The organism is Pseudomonas sp. B7 (assembly GCF_016735645.1).
Classification (GTDB): domain Bacteria; phylum Pseudomonadota; class Gammaproteobacteria; order Pseudomonadales; family Pseudomonadaceae; genus Aquipseudomonas; species Aquipseudomonas glycinae.
Genome location: NZ_JAERRE010000001.1, coordinates 647,971 through 665,222 on the forward strand (window position 1 = coordinate 647,971; position 17,252 = coordinate 665,222).

16 protein-coding genes are annotated in these 17,252 nt (G+C 62.1%); 7 read left to right on the forward strand and 9 right to left on the reverse strand.

The window, feature by feature from the left end; all coding sequences use genetic code 11:
• Window positions 1-50 precede the first annotated feature (50 nt).
• The 3 genes from JKA62_RS03120 (at window position 51) to JKA62_RS03130 (ending at window position 4,673) form a co-directional block, all read left to right on the forward strand.
• Complete coding sequence (locus JKA62_RS03120) at window positions 51-1,811, forward strand: sensor histidine kinase (protein WP_201816304.1); 1,761 nt, start codon at window positions 51-53, stop codon at window positions 1,809-1,811.
• Window positions 1,811-3,139, forward strand: a complete 1,329-nt coding sequence (locus JKA62_RS03125) for a sigma-54-dependent transcriptional regulator (protein WP_201816307.1) — start codon at window positions 1,811-1,813, stop codon at window positions 3,137-3,139. The genes JKA62_RS03120 and JKA62_RS03125 overlap by 1 nt, the downstream gene beginning before the upstream one ends.
• 214 nt (window positions 3,140-3,353) lie before the next feature.
• Window positions 3,354-4,673, forward strand: coding sequence for an MFS transporter (locus JKA62_RS03130; RefSeq protein ID WP_011335686.1), 1,320 nt, complete (start codon window positions 3,354-3,356; stop codon window positions 4,671-4,673).
• A 63-nt stretch (window positions 4,674-4,736) separates the two neighbouring features.
• Here JKA62_RS03130 and JKA62_RS03135 read toward each other — a convergent pair whose 3' ends face one another.
• A complete protein-coding gene (locus JKA62_RS03135) occupies window positions 4,737-5,495 on the reverse strand; it encodes a COG4705 family protein (RefSeq protein WP_201816310.1) in 759 nt (252 codons plus the stop codon).
• A gap of 348 nt (window positions 5,496-5,843) precedes the next feature.
• Between JKA62_RS03135 and JKA62_RS03140 the strand changes: the two genes are divergently transcribed.
• Both JKA62_RS03140 and JKA62_RS03145 read left to right on the forward strand, forming a co-directional pair.
• Window positions 5,844-6,161: a hypothetical protein gene (locus tag JKA62_RS03140; protein WP_011335688.1), complete on the forward strand. Its 318-nt coding sequence runs from the start codon at window positions 5,844-5,846 to the stop codon at window positions 6,159-6,161.
• 124 nt (window positions 6,162-6,285) lie between these two features.
• Complete coding sequence (locus tag JKA62_RS03145) at window positions 6,286-6,915, forward strand: flavin reductase family protein (protein WP_011335689.1); 630 nt, start codon at window positions 6,286-6,288, stop codon at window positions 6,913-6,915.
• A gap of 4 nt (window positions 6,916-6,919) precedes the next feature.
• Here JKA62_RS03145 and JKA62_RS03150 read toward each other — a convergent pair whose 3' ends face one another.
• Window positions 6,920-7,162: a hypothetical protein gene (locus tag JKA62_RS03150; protein WP_007960172.1), complete on the reverse strand. Its 243-nt coding sequence runs from the start codon at window positions 7,160-7,162 to the stop codon at window positions 6,920-6,922.
• Window positions 7,163-7,205: 43 nt separating this feature from the next.
• Window positions 7,206-7,559: a putative quinol monooxygenase gene (locus JKA62_RS03155; RefSeq protein ID WP_201816313.1), complete on the reverse strand. Its 354-nt coding sequence runs from the start codon at window positions 7,557-7,559 to the stop codon at window positions 7,206-7,208.
• A 335-nt stretch (window positions 7,560-7,894) separates the two neighbouring features.
• On the opposite strand from JKA62_RS03155, the gene JKA62_RS03160 reads away from it, so the two are divergent.
• A complete protein-coding gene (locus tag JKA62_RS03160; protein ID WP_011335691.1) occupies window positions 7,895-8,824 on the forward strand; it encodes an AraC family transcriptional regulator in 930 nt (309 codons plus the stop codon).
• On the opposite strand, the gene JKA62_RS03165 is transcribed toward JKA62_RS03160, so the two are convergent.
• The 6 genes from JKA62_RS03165 to JKA62_RS03190 form a co-directional block, all read right to left on the reverse strand.
• Window positions 8,825-9,880 (reverse strand): ABC transporter ATP-binding protein, encoded by a 1,056-nt coding sequence (locus tag JKA62_RS03165; RefSeq protein ID WP_011335692.1) that lies wholly within the window; start codon window positions 9,878-9,880, stop codon window positions 8,825-8,827.
• A gap of 16 nt (window positions 9,881-9,896) precedes the next feature.
• On the reverse strand, window positions 9,897-10,745 hold the full coding sequence (locus tag JKA62_RS03170) for an ABC transporter permease (protein WP_007960165.1): 849 nt from the start codon (window positions 10,743-10,745) through the stop codon (window positions 9,897-9,899).
• Window positions 10,742-11,650, reverse strand: a complete 909-nt coding sequence (locus JKA62_RS03175) for an ABC transporter permease (protein WP_201816315.1) — start codon at window positions 11,648-11,650, stop codon at window positions 10,742-10,744. The genes JKA62_RS03170 and JKA62_RS03175 overlap by 4 nt, the downstream gene beginning before the upstream one ends.
• A 71-nt stretch (window positions 11,651-11,721) precedes the next feature.
• Complete coding sequence (locus JKA62_RS03180) at window positions 11,722-12,825, reverse strand: ABC transporter substrate-binding protein (RefSeq protein ID WP_011335694.1); 1,104 nt, start codon at window positions 12,823-12,825, stop codon at window positions 11,722-11,724.
• A 216-nt stretch (window positions 12,826-13,041) separates the two neighbouring features.
• Window positions 13,042-14,490, reverse strand: coding sequence for an aldehyde dehydrogenase family protein (locus JKA62_RS03185; RefSeq protein WP_201816318.1), 1,449 nt, complete (start codon window positions 14,488-14,490; stop codon window positions 13,042-13,044).
• Entirely contained in the window at window positions 14,490-16,127 is a 1,638-nt protein-coding gene (locus JKA62_RS03190) for a 5-guanidino-2-oxopentanoate decarboxylase (RefSeq protein ID WP_201816320.1), read from the reverse strand. Before JKA62_RS03190 ends, JKA62_RS03185 begins: the two co-directional genes overlap by 1 nt.
• Before the next feature lie 139 nt (window positions 16,128-16,266).
• Here JKA62_RS03190 and JKA62_RS03195 point away from each other — a divergent pair, with 139 nt between their 5' ends.
• Window positions 16,267-17,145: a LysR substrate-binding domain-containing protein gene (locus tag JKA62_RS03195; protein ID WP_201816323.1), complete on the forward strand. Its 879-nt coding sequence runs from the start codon at window positions 16,267-16,269 to the stop codon at window positions 17,143-17,145.
• Window positions 17,146-17,252: the final 107 nt, after the last annotated feature.

Here is a 17,252-nt window from a genome sequence, read left to right on the forward strand (position 1 = left end):
GCGGGCACATGCTATCGTGCCCGCCCGTCCTGCCACCCCTTTGACCCAGCATGCTGCCGACTTCCCGTACCTTGCGTCTGTCGTTGTATACCCTGCTGATCATCGCTGGCGCCGCCCTCGCCGCGACGCTTGCGATCCGCCACGCCGAGCGCCAGGCGCTGGAAGAAGACGCCGCGCGGGCCAATCAACAGCTGGCGCTGTATGCCAACTCGCTGCACACCCTGATCGACCGCTATCGCGCCTTGCCCGCCGTGCTCGCACTGGACCCGCAATTACGCGCGGCGCTGGCCGGTCCTGTGAGTACCGAACAGCAAACGGCGCTCAATCTGAAACTGGAAAAGATCAACGGCGCTGCACAATCCTCGACCCTTGAACTGCTCGACCGCACCGGCCTGGCGGTGGCGGCCAGCAACTGGCGTCTGCCCAGCAGTTACGTCGGTCACAACTACGGCTTTCGCCCCTATTTCAGTCAGACCCGCACTCAGGGCACCGGGCGTTTCTACGCAGTCGGTGTGACCAGCGGGATTCCCGGTTACTTCCTGTCCAGCGCCGTGCTCGGCGACAACGGCGAGTTCCTCGGGGCGATGGTGGTCAAGCTCGAATTCCCCGAACTCGAACGCGAATGGAGCCAGGGCAATGACACCCTGCTGGTCAGCGATGCACGCGGGATCATCTTCATCGCCAACCAGCCCGGCTGGCGCTATCGCCTGCTGCACCCGCTGAGCCCGGCCGATTACCGCGAGATCAAGGCCACCCGCCAATACGACAAACAGTCGCTGGTGCCGCTGACGCATCTGGCGCTGCGCAGCTTCGACGACAACAGTGATCTGCGCCGCGTCGAAGGCCCGCAAGGCACGGCGGATTACCTGTGGGAATCGCTGCCGCTGAGCGCCGAAGGCTGGACCCTGCATCTGCTGCGCCGTCCGCAACTGTCCTTCGAGGATCAGCGCAATGCCGGGCTCGCCGCTGCCGGGGTATGGCTGGCGCTGGTGTTCCTGTTGCTGTTCCTCAACCAGCGCTGGCGTCTGGCGAAGATGCGCCAGCGCAGCCGCGAAGAGCTTGAGCAACTGGTCGAGGAACGCACCCGCGACTTGCGCACCGCCCAGGACGGTCTGGTGCAATCAGCGAAACTGGCGGCACTGGGGCAGATGTCCGCCGCGCTGGCCCACGAAATCAATCAGCCGTTGACCGCCCAGCGCATGCAACTGGCGACCCTGCGCCTGCTGCTCGATCATGGCCGGGTCGATGACGCCTACAAGGCACTCAAACCGGTGGATGACATGCTCACGCGCATGGCCGCCCTCACCGGCCACTTGAAAACCTTCGCCCGCAAGAGCCCCAGCGGTTTGCGCGAACGGCTGGATCTGGCGACGGTGGTCGATCAGGCCCTGCAATTGCTCGATGCGCGTCTTCGCGATGAGCAGGTCAGTCTGGTGCTGCACCTGACCCGTCCGGCCTGGGTGCGCGGCGATGCGATCCGCCTGGAGCAGGTGCTGATCAATCTGCTGCGCAATGCCCTCGATGCCATGCAGGGCAAGCCGTGCAAGCGTCTGGAAATCCGCCTGGAAGCCGACGAGCAACTGTGGCGCCTGAGCGTCATCGACAACGGCGGCGGCATCGCCGACGAACATCTGGGTCAGGTGTTCGATCCGTTCTTCACCACCAAACCGGTGGGTGACGGACTGGGCCTGGGACTGGCGGTATCCTTCGCCATCGTCCATGAATCCGGCGGGCGCCTGTGCGTCGAAAATGGTGACAATGGCGCAGTGTTCAGCCTGACCTTGCCGATCGATCTGGAGGCGCACATCTGATGCTCAATTCCGTGATGGTGGTGGATGACGAAAGCAGCATTCGCAGTGCCGTCGAGCAATGGCTGAGCCTGTCCGGGTTCGAGGTGCAGCTGTTCAGCCGCGCCGAGGAATGCCTGGAGGCGCTGCCGGCGCATTTTGCCGGGGTGATTGTCAGCGACGTGCGCATGCCCGGCCTCAGCGGTCTTGAACTGCTGGCCGAAGTGCAGCGCCGGGATGCCGATCTGCCGGTGATTCTGCTGACCGGCCACGGTGATGTGCCGATGGCGGTCGAAGCGATGCGCGACGGCGCCTACGATTTTCTGGAAAAACCGTTCAGCCCCGAGACTCTGCTCGGCAGCCTGCGCCGGGCGCTCGACAAGCGTCGGCTGGTGCTGGAAAACCGTGCCCTGCACGAGCAGGCCGACAACCGCGCCAGACTGGATGCGACACTGCTCGGTGTGTCCCGTGGCTTGCAGACCTTGCGCCGGCAGGTACTTGATCTGGCGACGCTGCCGGTCAATGTGCTGATCCGTGGCGAAACCGGCAGCGGCAAGGAGCTGGTCGCCCGCTGCCTGCACGACTTCGGCCCGCGCGCCGACAAGCCGTTCGTGGCGCTGAACTGCGCGGCGATCCCCGAGCAGTTGTTCGAAGCCGAGTTGTTCGGGCATGAGAGCGGCGCGTTCACCGGCGCCTCGGGCAAGCGCATCGGCAAGCTGGAATACGCCGATGGCGGCACGCTGTTTCTCGATGAAATCGAAAGCATGCCGCTGGCCCAGCAGGTGAAACTGCTGCGGGTGTTGCAGGAGCAGAAGCTGGAGCGGCTGGGGTCGAACCAGAGCATCCGGGTGGACTTGCGGATCGTCGCGGCGACCAAACCCGACTTGCTGGATGAAGCGCGGGCCGGGCGTTTTCGCGAGGACCTGGCGTATCGGCTGAACGTCGCAGAGCTGCGATTGCCACCGCTGCGTGATCGTCGGGAAGACATTCCGCTGTTGTTCGAATCCTTCGCCCAGAGTGCCGCCCAGCGTTTGGGCCGGACCTTTCCGCCGCTCAGTGGCGCGCAGTTGAGCCACCTGCTCAGTCACGACTGGCCGGGCAATGTGCGCGAGTTGGCGAACGTGGCCGAGCGGCAGGTGCTGGGGCTGGATGAACCGGTGCAGGGTATCGATCCGGGGCAGTCGCTGGCGGCGCAGCAAGAGGCGTTTGAGGCGCAGTGTTTGCGGGCTGCTTTGACCCGGCACAAGGGCGATGTGAAAGCCGTGCTGGAGGAACTGCAACTGCCGCGTCGTACGTTTAATGAAAAGATGCAGCGCCATGGATTGACCCGGGAAATGTTTATTCCCGATTGATCCTTCTTGATTGATCGTTCCCACGCTCCGCGTGGGAACGATCAGATAGGCGGAAATCCGCTCATCGCCAAGTTCCTATCGGCAAAATCCCGCTCAACCCATCTCCCCAACCCCTCTAAACCGGCCCTCCCCCCGTTGGCACAGCTCCTGCTATAGCCCTCGCAGGCTGCGTTCCAACGCGCTCCACAAAAACAATTAAACGAAGGATCCTTCAATGGATAACTCCAACGCCCTGCCTCTTGGGTCGGCTGCCGTGCCGGCCAAAGAACGAACCACCGCCAGTCGCATCAAGTCGATCTTCAGCGGTTCCGTCGGCAACATGGTCGAGTGGTACGACTGGTACGTCTATGCCGCCTTCTCGCTGTATTTCGCCAAAGCCTTCTTCCCCAAAGGCGACACCACCGCCCAACTGCTCAACACCGCCGCGATCTTCGCCGTGGGCTTCCTGATGCGCCCGATCGGTGGCTGGCTGATGGGGCTGTACGCCGACAAGGTCGGACGCAAAAAAGCCCTGATGGCCTCGGTTTACCTGATGTGCTTCGGCTCGCTGATCATCGCCCTGAGCCCGGGCTATGAAACCATCGGTGTCGGCGCGCCGATCCTGCTGGTGTTCGCCCGCCTGCTGCAAGGCCTGTCGGTCGGTGGCGAATACGGCACCTCGGCGACCTACCTGTCGGAGATGGCGACCAAGGATCGTCGCGGCTTCTTCTCCAGCTTCCAGTACGTGACTTTGATTTCCGGCCAGCTCATCGCGCTGGGCGTGCTGATCGTGCTGCAACAGTTCCTGACCACCGAAGAGCTTTACGCGTGGGGCTGGCGTATTCCGTTCGCCATCGGTGCGCTGTGCGCAATCGTGGCGCTGTACCTGCGTCGTGGCATGGAAGAAACCGAGTCGTTCACCAAGAAAGAGAAGTCCAAGGAAAGCGCCATGCGCACCTTGCTTCGTCATCCGAAGGAACTGCTGACCGTGGTCGGCCTGACCATGGGCGGTACGCTGGCGTTCTACACCTACACCACCTACATGCAGAAATACCTGGTGAACACCGTCGGCATGAGCATCTCCGACTCCACCACCATTTCCGCCGCCACGCTGTTCCTGTTCATGTGCCTGCAACCGATCATCGGCGGCCTTTCCGATAAAATCGGGCGTCGCCCGATCCTGATCGCCTTCGGCGTGCTCGGGACGATCTTCACCGTGCCGATCCTGATGACCCTGCACACCATCCAGACCTGGTGGGGTGCGTTCTTCCTGATCATGGCGGCGCTGATCATCGTCAGCGGCTACACCTCGATCAACGCCGTGGTGAAAGCCGAGCTGTTCCCGACCGAAATCCGCGCCCTGGGCGTCGGCCTGCCGTACGCACTCACCGTGTCGATCTTCGGCGGCACCGCCGAATATATCGCACTGTGGTTCAAGAGCATCGGCATGGAAACCGGTTACTACTGGTACGTGACCGCGTGCATCGCGGTGTCCCTGCTGGTGTACATCACCATGAAAGACACGCAGAAACATTCTCGGATCGTCACTGACTGATCACAAAAAAACGCGCGAAGGTGCAAGACCTTCGCGCGTTTTCTTTCCTGTCCGATTTCCCGATCAGGACAACTCGGCAACGCCCTGTTTGCTGCCATAGCGCTTCTGCGCATACGACGCCCCGACGATCATCACCAGCAGAATCCCCGCCAGTACCGCCGACGAACCGATGGTGCCGAAGTCCAGACCGCCCTTCTCATGGGACTTGGTCATCAAGTCGCCCAGGGTTGCGCCAAACGGCCGGGTCAGCACGAACGCCACCCAGAACAGCGCCACCGACGAAATCTTCGTGAAGTACTTGAGCAGCACGACCACGCCAATCGCCGAACCGATCAACAGCGCGCCACCGGCAAAGCCCAGGCCGGAGTCGTCCGCCAGGTAATCGCCGAGCGCGGTGCCCAGGGTGTTGGAGAACAGAATCGCCATCCAGTAGAACATCTCGCCGCGAAAACTCTGCACCTTGGTGACGTTGAGCGAGTCGCCGCTCAGGCGCCATGCCGCGAAGATCGCCAGCAGGATCGCGATCAGAATCATGGAACCGGTGGCGTAACCCAGTTCCAGCGTGCGATCCATGAAGTCCGACATGGTGGTGCCGGCGGTGCTGGTCGACAGGATCACGATCCAGTACAGCAGCGGCTTGTAGGTCTTGGACATCAATTGCGTGATCAGGGTCAGGACAAACACGCTGATCAGGATCAGCGAGCTGATGGCGTAGCCGACGTTAAGGGTCATCGACAACAAATCCCCCGCGGTTTCCCCCAGGGTCGTCGCGCAGATTTTCATGACCCAGAAGGCCAGGGTGATTTGAGGCAGTTTATTCATCGCGGGCAACGCTCCAGTGTGTGACGGCCGGTTTTTGGCTTTATGGCCGTGGGCAGACTGGCGTTGCTCGGGTGAAAAACCGGTCGGGAATCCATGAAAAATCTGTCACGCACGCAAAAAACGGCGATTAATCACCGGTTAATGCCCCTGCCGCATCCTGCACCTACCTGATCGATTACCTGCGCGACGCTCGCTCCGACGACGAAAGCGAATTGAATGCGTCGCCCTTAATATCAAGTTAATCGATTGTTTTTAGCATTATTTTGCGCTTTTTAATCAATTTAGTTGGCGTAGCATGAACCCCATGCGAAACACATCGCCAACGAATTCCGAATCTGGAGAACGACCATGAAAACCAAACTGATCCTCGCCCTGACCCTGTCCGTACTGGCCGCCAACACCTTTGCCGCCGACGGTTCGGACAAAACCAAATCCGCCGACTTCATTTCCGGCGCCAGCGCTGCCATCGAAACCAGCCACACCGGCACCTACGCTGCCGACGGCTTCGACAAGACCAACGTCGGCAAAGCCGTTGCCGCTGACGGTTTCGATAAAACCGGCACTGCCAACGCCATCGCTGCTGACGGTTTCGATAAGACCGGTACCGCCAACGCCATCGCCGCTGACGGCTTTGATAAAACCGGAACTGCCGAAGCCATCGGCTGATCATCAAATACACACACCACAGCCCGGCTTCGGCCGGGCTTAGTCATGTCTGGAGGGCTGGAAATCAGCCGCCCGTCCTTGCACTATGGCCGCTCTCTGACAGCCGTTTCCAGGAACACCCGCCATGCCCGATGACATCCATTTCTACGAACCGGCCAACGGCCACGGCCTGCCGCACGATCCGTTCAACGCCATCGTCGGCCCGCGTCCCATCGGCTGGATTTCTTCGCAGGATGCCGAGGGCCGGCTGAACCTGGCGCCCTACAGCTTTTTCAACGCGTTCAACTACATTCCGCCGATCATCGGGTTCTCCAGCGTCGGTCGCAAAGACAGCCTGAACAACATCGAGCAGACCGGCGAATTCGTCTGGAACCTCGCCACCCGCCCGCTGGCCGAGCAGATGAACCAGAGCTGCGCGATGGTCGGGCCGGAGGTCAACGAGTTCGAACTGGCGGGGCTGACGCCGGTGGCGTCGAAAGTGATTGCCGTGCCGCGCGTGGCCGAAAGCCCGGTGTCCTTCGAATGCAAGGTCACCCAGATCATTCAGTTGCAGCGCGCCGACGGCGAGACCGTGCCGAGCTGGCTGGTGCTCGGCGAAGTGGTTGCCGTGCACATTGCCAAATGGCTGTTGAAGGACGGGATCTACGACACCGCCGCCGCCGAACCGATACTGCGGGGCGGCGGGCCGGCGGACTACTTCCAGCTGGGGCCGGAGGCGTTGTTCAAGATGTGGCGCCCGGGGGCGACGAAGTAAGCGCTTACCAGATCAGCTCGGCGTCGTCGGTGACGCCCTTGAGCTTGTCCAGCTCATTGATCGCGGCTTCATCGGCGGCGATGGCGCCGGGAAAAACCTGATCGTTCAGCAGTTTGTGAAAGCGCGGTGCGCCGCCGTCGACCAGGGCCTTGACGGCAATCGCCGCGTGATAACCCTTGTTGCCGCCCAACTCGACGGGGACGACAGCGGAAACCGCTTCGAAGTGTTCGAACTCTTTACGTGCCATATCGCAGGTCCTGGCTCAGTCAGATAAGCCGGACATTAAACATTCAACCGGCGAGTTTGTGTATCGGCGCAGTGCATTGCCCTACGGCCTGTGCAGCCGAGACTTCCTTGAACGTGTGGAAATCCAGGCTGTTGACCACCAGGTCCTGCACCAGCTCGGCAAAGATTTCCATCGACGGGCTGCTGAAATAAGCGGTCATCGAGTGCTGGTTGCTCCAGAAACCGGAGACCAGCCACAACTCCGGATCACACTGCGAATGCTGCAAGGCGAAGCTCAGGCAACCGGGGGCGGCGCGGGATGGCTCGATCAGGGCGCTCAAGCGCATGCCGAGTTCCGCCGAGCGTCCGGCACGCGCTCGAACGAAGGCCATATGACTGACGGGAATCTGCTTGGACATGTTCAACCCTCCCAGGAAGTTGCGTGGCAGCCGGGGACGTGCTGCGACAGGATCCAAGGTTAAGGGCCGGGCACGGCTCGCCGTTAGTCGATTCCTGCCGTCGCGTTGCACAATCCTGCGAGACTGTCTTGCAGACCTGTAACAAGTCGTGAATTGCTGTCACCGTCCTGTCACACCGGTTTCGGGCAACTCTGCCGACCTGCGTCCTGCTATGGCTGGACGAGCCAACAAACCCATGCAGGATCAGGCAAGCATTTGACAGGATGTGTCTACCGCTCGCGCTTGCACAAACTTATGCTCTGCTCCCATTCCATCCCTTGCCGAGGAGGCTGTGCATGACGTCATTCGATCGTTTTCAGGGGCCCCCCGATGCCGACATGGAAAAGCAGCGCGCGGAACTGGCGGCCATCATTCGCCGCAACACGTCCGAAGATGGCAGTTATGCCACTGCCGTCGGCTCGCTGTTCATGTCGCGCCACACCCAGTCCCATGATTTCGCCCCGGTGCTCGCGCAACCGGCGCTGTGCATCATGGCCCAGGGTCGCAAAGAGGTACGGCTGGCGGACGAATTCTTCAATTACGATCCGCTGAATTACCTGGTGGTGTCGGTTTCGATGCCGTTGAGCGGTCGGGTGGTGAATGTCTCGCCCGAAGAGCCGATCCTCGCCGTACGCCTGGACATTGATCCTGCGGAAATCACCGCGCTGATCGCCGACGCCGGCCCGATGGGCGTACCGACCCGGCCGACCGGACGTGGTCTGTATGTCGAGAAAATCGACAGTGCGATGCTCGATGCGGTGCTGCGTCTGGCCCGCCTGCTCGACGCACCGAAAGACATCGCCATGCTTGCGCCGCTGATCCGTCGGGAGATTCTCTATCGTCTGCTGCGCAGTCCTCAGGGCCATCGGCTGTACGAAATCGCCATCGCCAACAGCCAGAGCCACCGCATCAGCCAGGCGATCAAATGGCTCAACGGCAACTTCGAGCAACCGCTGCGTATTGATGACCTGGCGAAGGAAGTGAACCTCAGCGTCTCGACCTTGCATCACCGCTTCAAGGCGATGACGGCGATGAGCCCGTTGCAGTATCAGAAGCAGCTGCGCCTGCAAGAGGCGCGGCGGTTGATGCTGGCTGAGGGGCTGGAGGCTTCGGCGGCGGGGTATCGGGTGGGGTATGAAAGTCCGTCGCAGTTCAGTCGCGAGTACAGCCGGTTGTTTGGCGCGCCGCCGTTGCGGGATCTGGCGCGCCTGCGATTGAGTGTCTGATCAGGCGCCGAGTACCCGACACGCCTCACTCGGCAATGTCACCGACACCGGATGCCCGATCCCCAGCCCGAAGCCCTGACACGGCGTGCTCAGCGCCGTGAAGGTCACGCCGGAACACTCCACCGTAGTCTCGATCGTCGCGCCAATATCCCGCACGAACGTCACCTTGCCCAGCAGACGATTGCCCGCCGTGGCCTGGGGCGGTGACAGTTGCAGGTCTTCGGGGCGGATCAGCATTTTCACCTTCTGCCCGACCACGATGCTGCTGCAGATCGGCACTTGCAGGGCATCGCCGCCCGGCAGCACAACCTTGCCATCGCCCAGCGCGGTGGCCGGAAAAATATTCCCCGAGCCGATAAAATCCGCGACGAATTCGTTGGCCGGATGCCGATAGATTTCAATCGGCGTCCCCACCTGCTGCACCCGATGCTCACCCAGCACCACCACGATATCGGCCATGGTCATGGCCTCGCGCTGATCGTGGGTCACCATGATGGTGGTGATGTTCAGGCGTTGTTGCAGCTGGCGGATTTCCACCTGCATCGACTCACGCAATTTGGCGTCCAGCGCCGACAGCGGTTCGTCGAGCAACAGGATTTTCGGATGCGAGGCAATCGCCCGGGCAATCGCCACCCGCTGACGCTGACCGCCGGACAGCTTGGCCACCGGGCGATCGATCATCGGTTGCAGCTGGATCAACTCAAGCAACTCCACCACCCGTGTCTGTTGATCAGACTTGCTCACACCGCGCAGTTTCAGCGGATAGGCGATGTTCTCGCCCACGGTCATGTGCGGGAACAATGCCAGCGACTGGAACACCATGCCGAAGTTGCGCAGGTGCGCCGGGGTGTGGCCGATGTCCTCGCCGTCCAGGCGGATCTCGCCGCCAGTGAGAGTTTCCAGCCCGGCGATCATGCGCAGCAACGTGGTTTTGCCGCAGCCCGACGGGCCAAGGAAACACACCAGTTTGCCCTCGGGCAAATGCAGATTGACGTCTTTTACCGCACAGGCCGAGCCGTAGTGTTTCTCGACGTTTTCCAGAATCAGACCAGACATAAATCACCTCAAGAAATCAAAACGAAACGCCACCCTCACCGACCAGCTTCTCCAGCGCCCAGATCAGGACGAAGTCGATCAGCACGATCAGCACGGCAAACGAGAACACGGTAGGGTCGAGCGATGACACGGTGCGGCTGTACATCCAGATCGGCACGGTCATGACGTCGATGGTGTAGAGAAAATAGGTCACGGTGAATTCGTTGAACGAGACGATGAACGCCAGCAGCATCCCCGCCAGAATCCCCGATTTCATCAGCGGCACCACCACGTCGACAATGGCCCGCAGCGGCGAAGCGCCGAGCATCTGCGCAGCCTCTTCGACTTCGCTGCCGATCGAAAGCATCGCAGCCGTGCAGTTCTTCACCACGAACGGCAGCGCCAGAATCACGTGGGCGATCACCAGCCGCGAGGTGGTCATGTGGAACGGCAGGCTGTCGAACACCAGCAGCAAGGCCAGCCCCAGCACCACCATCGGGAACACCAGCGGTAGCGACATCAATTGCAGCGCCACGCCCTTGCCACGGAACTCGCAGCGGGTCAGCGCGTAGGCGGCCGGCACCGCGATCAGCGTGGCGAAAATCATCGTCAGGCACGACACCAGCAAACTGGTGCCCATGGCCTGGCCGAGGCTCAGCACATCGCTGGCATCCGGCGAGACGAAGGTGTGCCACGCCGCCTTGTACCACTGCAGGCTGTAGCTGCTCGGCGGGAAGTCGAGGTTCGACGCGCCGCTGAACGACATCACGATCATGGTCAGGATCGGCAACACGGCCAGGAACAAAATGATCCCGGACAGGATGCCGGCGAACTTGCCGGTGTCGCCCGGCAACAGCGACTGACGCTTCTTGATCAGGGCACTCATTGCGAAGCCTCCAGCAGACGGCGACGGCGGCCGGTGATGTATTCGGACAAGGTCATGATGGCGAGCGTAGTGACGATCAGCACCACCCCGGCGGCGGACGCGGCAGGCCAGTTCATCAGCGGGGCGATCTGGTCATGCACCATCACCGCGAGCATCGGCACGCGCCGACCGCCGAGCAACAGCGGCACCACGAAGCTGCTGGCGTTGTAAGCGAACACCAGGGTCGCGCCGGTGATGATGCCTGGCAGACTCATCGGCAACACCACTTGGCGGAACACCTGAAAACGACTGGCGCCGAGGGTCGCGGCAGCTTCTTCGTAGCTGCGGGCGACACCGCGCATGGCGCTGGCAATCGGCAACACGGCGAGCGGAAACGCGGTCTGCACCAGGCCCATCAGCACGCCGTTCTGGTTGTACAGCAACATGATCGGGCGCTTGATCAGACCGAGGCCCATCAGGGTCTGGTTGAGCATGCCGCCGGGACCGAGGATCACCAGCCAGCCATAGCTTTGCAGCAGCAGGTTGACCAGCAGCGGCAACAACACCGCCGCCAGAAAAATTCGCCGCACGAATGGCGAGGTCAGGCGCGACATGGTGTACGCCACCGGGATCGCCAGCACCACCGCGACCACCGCGCTGATCAGCGCCAGACGCAAGGTCAGCAGCAACGATTTGAGGTAGTAGGGTTCAAGCAACTGCGCGTAACTGGCCAGGCTGAAACCGGACCACTCCGCGCCCTTGGTGCCGACGCTCATGCGCAGCACCAGCAGGCTGGCGGCAATCAGCACGCCGAGAAACAGCATCGACGGCGTGAGGAAAAACCACGCCCGCGCCGTCGGCGAAACACCGCGCGCCGGGCGCACGTCACCCGCGCCGACCGGTTGGGTCAGGGATTGATGTTCCATAGCAATGATCTCGTCAATGGAAAACGAATCTCCCGGGCACCCCGATCATGCGGTGCCCCGGAAGGTCGGCGTCAGGAAGAAAAGATTTCCGTGTAGCGACGAATCCACTGGTCATGCACGGTCGCCAGGAAGGCGTTGTCGTGCATGATCGCCTTCTCCGCGATCTGCTCCGGCGTGAGGATGAACGGGCTCTTGCGTGCTTCGGCGGAGATGATCGCCTTGGCGTTGACCGGACCGTTGAAGATGTCTTCGGCCATCTTGCCCTGCACCAGCGGGTCGAGGGAGTGATCGATGAAGGCGTAGGCCAGGTCGGTGTCGCCCGGACGGTTCTTCGGCATCACCGAGAGCATCAGGTCGGTGTAGAAACCTTCTTTCATGCCGAACGTGGCGCCCAGGCCATAGTTCGGGTCGCGGATCTGCTTGGGGAAAAACGCCGGGGCGTAGAGGCCGCCCATGTCCAGGGAGCCGGTGCGGAACAGCTCGGCGATCTGGTTGGGGTTTTCGCCCAGGGTCACCACGCGGTCTTTCAGCTCCGCGAGTTTCTTGAAGCCCGGCTCGATGTTGTGCTCGTCACCACCGGCCAGTTTGGCGGCAATGATGATCAGGTCCATCGCCTCGGTCCAGTTCGGCGGTGGCAGGAAAATGTTCGGTGCCAGATCGGCGTCCCACAGCGCGGCGTAACTGTCCGGCGCTTCCTTCTGAGTGCGGGTGCTGTAGACCAGACTGTTGCACCACAACAGGTAACCGATGCCGTGACCGTTGGCCCCGGTGCGGTATTTTTCCGGGACATCGATCAGGTTGGGAATGCGGTTGAGGTCGGGTTTTTCCAGCAGCCCGGCAGCGGCCAGACCTTCGGCGCCAACGCCAGCCAGAGTGATGATGTCGTACTGCGGACGATCACCGCCGGCCTTGAGTTTGGCGACCATTTCCGAGGTGCTGCCAGTGCGGTCGGCAATCACTTTGGCGCCAGTCTTGGCTTCGAACGTTGCCGCGATATTGCGCAGTGCGGCCAGGCCCGTGTCATCGGACCAGGTCAACAGGCGCAGGGTCTTGCCGGCAAAACGGGTGTCGCTGGCACTGGCCCGGATGAAGGGCATGCTCATGGCCGCCGCAGCCACCGAGGCCACGCCGACGGTTTTGATGAATTGACGCCTGTTCAGATCGTGCTCGCCCATTTAGGACTCCCATTATTTTTGTAAGTATGAGATTGACCGCAACCCTTGCCGTGCGTGATCGGAACCGCCCAACCCCCCGATTTCAAAGGGCTTGAACGTGATCAGCGGGTTCATCCTGAGGTCGTGCAAAACACCTGACTATCGATAAAAACTCATTGAAGCCATGACGCCGGCGCATGCCTCGTTGCGAGGCATGCGCTGACCTTTTTCGGGCATTCAGAGCGCGCGGATCACGTGCTTGATTTCCTGAAATGCCGCCAGACCCCACGGCCCCAATTCGCGGCCGATGCTGCTCTGTTTGTAGCCGCCCCACGCCGTCTGCGGGAAGATCACCTGAGGCGCGTTGAGCCACACCAACCCCGCCTGCAAGGCGTTGGCGACCCGATCCGCGGTCTCGGCATTGCGCGTGACCACGCTGGCGACCAGCCCGAACTGACTGTCGTTGGCCAGGGCAATCGCCTCGGCTTCCGTAGCAAAACTGCGCACGCAGATCACCGGGCCGAAAATCTCTTCACACCACAGCGCACTGTCGAGGGGCACTTCGGTGAAGATTGTCGGCTGCAAGAAATAGCCGCGCGGCAGATCGGCAGGACGGTTGCCGCCACAGATCAGCTTGGCCCCGGCACTGAGGCCACGGTCAATGTGGCCGAGTACGCGTTGGTACTGCGCCTGATTGACCAGCGCGCCCATCTCGACTTCAGGATCGAACGGATCGGCCACACGGATTTTTTCCGCGCGGGCCTTCAGACGAATCAGGAATTCATCGGCCAGTTCATCGGCGACCAGTACCCGGCTGGTGGCCGAGCACATCTGCCCGGCGTTGAAGAAACCACCACCGCAGGCCAGCTCCACCGCCAGATCCAGGTCGGCATCTTCCAGAATCAGCAGCGAGGATTTGCCGCCCAGTTCCAGGCTCACGCCCTTCACGGTTTCAGCGGCGCGCTGCATCACCTGCACACCGACGGCGTTGCTGCCGGTGAAGGAAACCTTGGCGATGCGCGGGTCCGCCGACAGCGGCGCACCGACCGCCAGACCGGTGCCACACACCAGGTTGAACACGCCTTTGGGCAGACCGGATTCGGCGATGATGGTCGCCAGTTCCAGCTCCGGCAGCGGCGTGACTTCAGACGGTTTGAGCACCACGCAGCAACCGGCGGCGAGAGCTGGCGCGAGTTTCCACGCGGTGGTGACCATCGGGAAATTCCACGGCACGATCAGCCCGACCACACCGCACGGCTCGCGGCGCAGACGTGCGCTGAAATCGTCGCTGGGCAGCGGCACGTTGCTGTCGAGTTTGGCGTCGAGGCCTTCGGCGAGTTCGGCGTAGTACTCGAACGTGGCGATCACGTCGTCGACATCGATGCCCGCCTCGAACTGCGGTTTGCCGTTGTTGCTCGACTGCAAGTTCATCAAATGTTCGCGGCCGTTGCGCACGCCATTGGCGATGTTGCGCAGGATCGCGCCGCGCTCGGCACCGGTGGTTTTCGACCAGCCCTTGAAGGCTTCGGTCGCCGCCGTTACCGCTTGATTGACGGCGCGTTCGTCACCGCCGTTGACCGTGGTCAACAGCGCTTCGGTGGCCGGATTGATGACGCGCAGGTGTTCGCGGCCGGCGGACCATTGGCCGTTGATGTACAGGCCGTCGAGTGTGGTCGGGAAATTCATCATTGGGCCACCGCCTTCATCCATTGGGTCTGGTCGATTTCAATCAGGGTCGGGCCCTGACGATCGGTGGCGGCGCGCAGTGCACCGCGCAGATGTTCAGCGGAGCTGATCGCTTGCGCCGCGCAACCCAGGGCCTTGGCCACGCCGATGAAGTCCGGGGTGTAGATGTCAACACCCACCGGCTCGATGGCACGGTTGACCATGTATTTCTTGATCTCTTCGTAACCCTGGTTATTCCACAGCAGGATGATCACCGGGGTGCGCGCTTCCACGGCGCTGGCCAGTTCCGGCAGGGTGAATTGCAGACCGCCGTCGCCGATCAGGCACACCACTGGCGGACGCGCGCCATGTTCCAGAGAGCCGCCGAGCCATGCGCCAATCGCCGCCGGCAAGGCGTAACCGAGGGTGCCGTAACCGGTGGACGAGTTGAACCAGCGGCGCGGACGCTCCGGGTTGAACGTCAGGTTGCCGGTGTACACCGGTTGCGTGGAGTCGCCGACGAACACTGCGTTCGGCAATTCGTGCAGCACGGTTTCGAGGAACCGGGTCTGGGCCAGGGTCGGCGCGTCCCAGGTCGCGGCCAGGTCTTCACGCAGACGGGCGGCGCGTACCTGGCCCCAATCGTTGCGGCGCTCGGCCAGCGGTTTGTGCGACAGCGCGCTGAGCAACGCTTGTGCGGCATTGCGCGAGTCGGCCACCAGCGCCACGTGAGGCGGGTAGTTGCGCACGGTCTGGTCGGGATCGATGTCCACACGCAGCAGCTTGCCGGGGATTTCGAAACCGCCGGCGAAGGTCACGTCGTAGTCGGTTTCCGCCAGCTCGGTGCCGATCGCCAGGATCACGTCGGCATCGGCCACCAGAGCACGGGTCGCCACCAGGCTCTGAGTCGAACCGATCAACAGCGGATGGCTGGACGGCAGCATGCCTTTGGCGTTGATGGTCAGAGCCATTGGTGCATCAAGCAGCTCAGCCAGTTCGGTGAGTTCGGCAGCGGCATCGATGGCACCGCCACCGGCGAGGATCAGCGGACGCCGGGCGCCGGCCAGCAGTTCGGTCATGCGGCTCACGGCGGCCGGCGCAGCACCGGCGCGGTCGATGTGGACCGGCACGCTGGTCAGCAGTTCGTCGGCTTCTTCGACCAGCACGTCCAGCGGGATTTCGATGTGCACCGGACGCGGACGCCCGGCCTGGAACAGCGCAAACGCACGGGCCAGCACACCCGGCAATTCGGACGCCGACATCAGGGTGTGGGAGAACGCCGCCACGCCGCCGACCAGTGCGCTCTGGTTCGGCAGTTCATGCAGCTTGCCGCGACCGCCGCCCAATTGGCTGCGCGACTGCACGCTGGAGATCACCAGCATCGGGATCGAATCGGCGTACGCCTGGCCCATGGCGGTGGTGATGTTGGTCATGCCCGGGCCGGTGATGATGAAGCACACACCCGGTTTGCCGCTGGTGCGGGCGTAGCCGTCGGCCATGAAGCCGGCGCCCTGTTCATGGCGCGGCGTGACGTGGTTGATGCTCGAACGGGCCAGCCCGCGATACAGCTCCACGGTATGCACCCCGGGAATGCCGAACACCTGCTCGACCCCATAATCTTCGAGTAACTTGACCAGTACTTCGCCACACGTCGCCATGTCTTTGCCCTTCTTGTTCGTTGAGGCACCGGGCTGTAAAGGAACCGGTGATTGGCCTCATTGAAACGGGCGACCCGTAGCCGCAACAATCGATAAAAGCTCATACTAGCCATGTCCTCACGTCATACCTTGGATCCACATGAAACGACTGCCTCCCCTGCCCGCTCTGCATACGTTTCTGATCACCGCGCAGTGCTGCAACTTCACCCGGGCCGCCGAGCAGTTGCACATCACCCAGGGCGCGGTGAGCCGGCAGATCGCCGGGCTTGAGGAACATCTGGGTTATGAGCTGTTCATTCGCCTGGCCCGGGGTTTGGAGCTGACGGCCGAAGGTCGCGAATGGCTGCCACGGGTGCAGCAGGTGTTCAGCCTGATCGGCGACTCGGTGGAGCAGATCGGCGCCAAACGCGAAACCCTGCAACTCAAGGCGCCGAGCTGCGTGATGCGCTGGTTGTTGCCACGCCTGCTGCAATGGCAGCGCGAGCGCCCGGACGTGCCGGTGAAACTCACCGCGTCGTTGCAACACGGGGTGGACTTTCATCGCGAGCAGTTCGACGCGGCGGTGATCTACGGCAGCGCGCCCCACGATTCGCCTGCGACCCTGCATCTGTTCGATGAACAACTGACGCCGGTCTGTTCGCCGACACTGCTCAACGGATGGCCGGCCCTGCATACACCGGCAGATCTGCAACAGCATCTGCTGCTGCACCCGACTCATACGGATGACGACTGGACGCTCTGGCTCAAAGCCGCCGAACTGCACTTGAGCAATATCGCCAGCGGTCAGCATTTCGAGACGCTGGATCAGGCGATGTCGATGGCGTCCCACGGGACGGGGGTGGCGATCGGCGACTGGTCACTGATCGGCGACGACTTGAACGCCGGGCGACTGGTGATGCCGTTCGATCTGAAGGTGAAGACGGGATTGGGCTATTACATCGTGGCGCCGGCGTCGGAGCCGTCGGCGAAATTGCAGGAATTGATGGGGTGGTTGGTGGAGCAGGCTCATACGCGGTGACGCCTTGCCCTCACCCTAACCCTCTCCCAGGGGGAGAGGGAACTGACCGAAGTGTCTTACGTAATACATCGACCTGAAAAATCTGGGCGATTATGGATTCAATACAC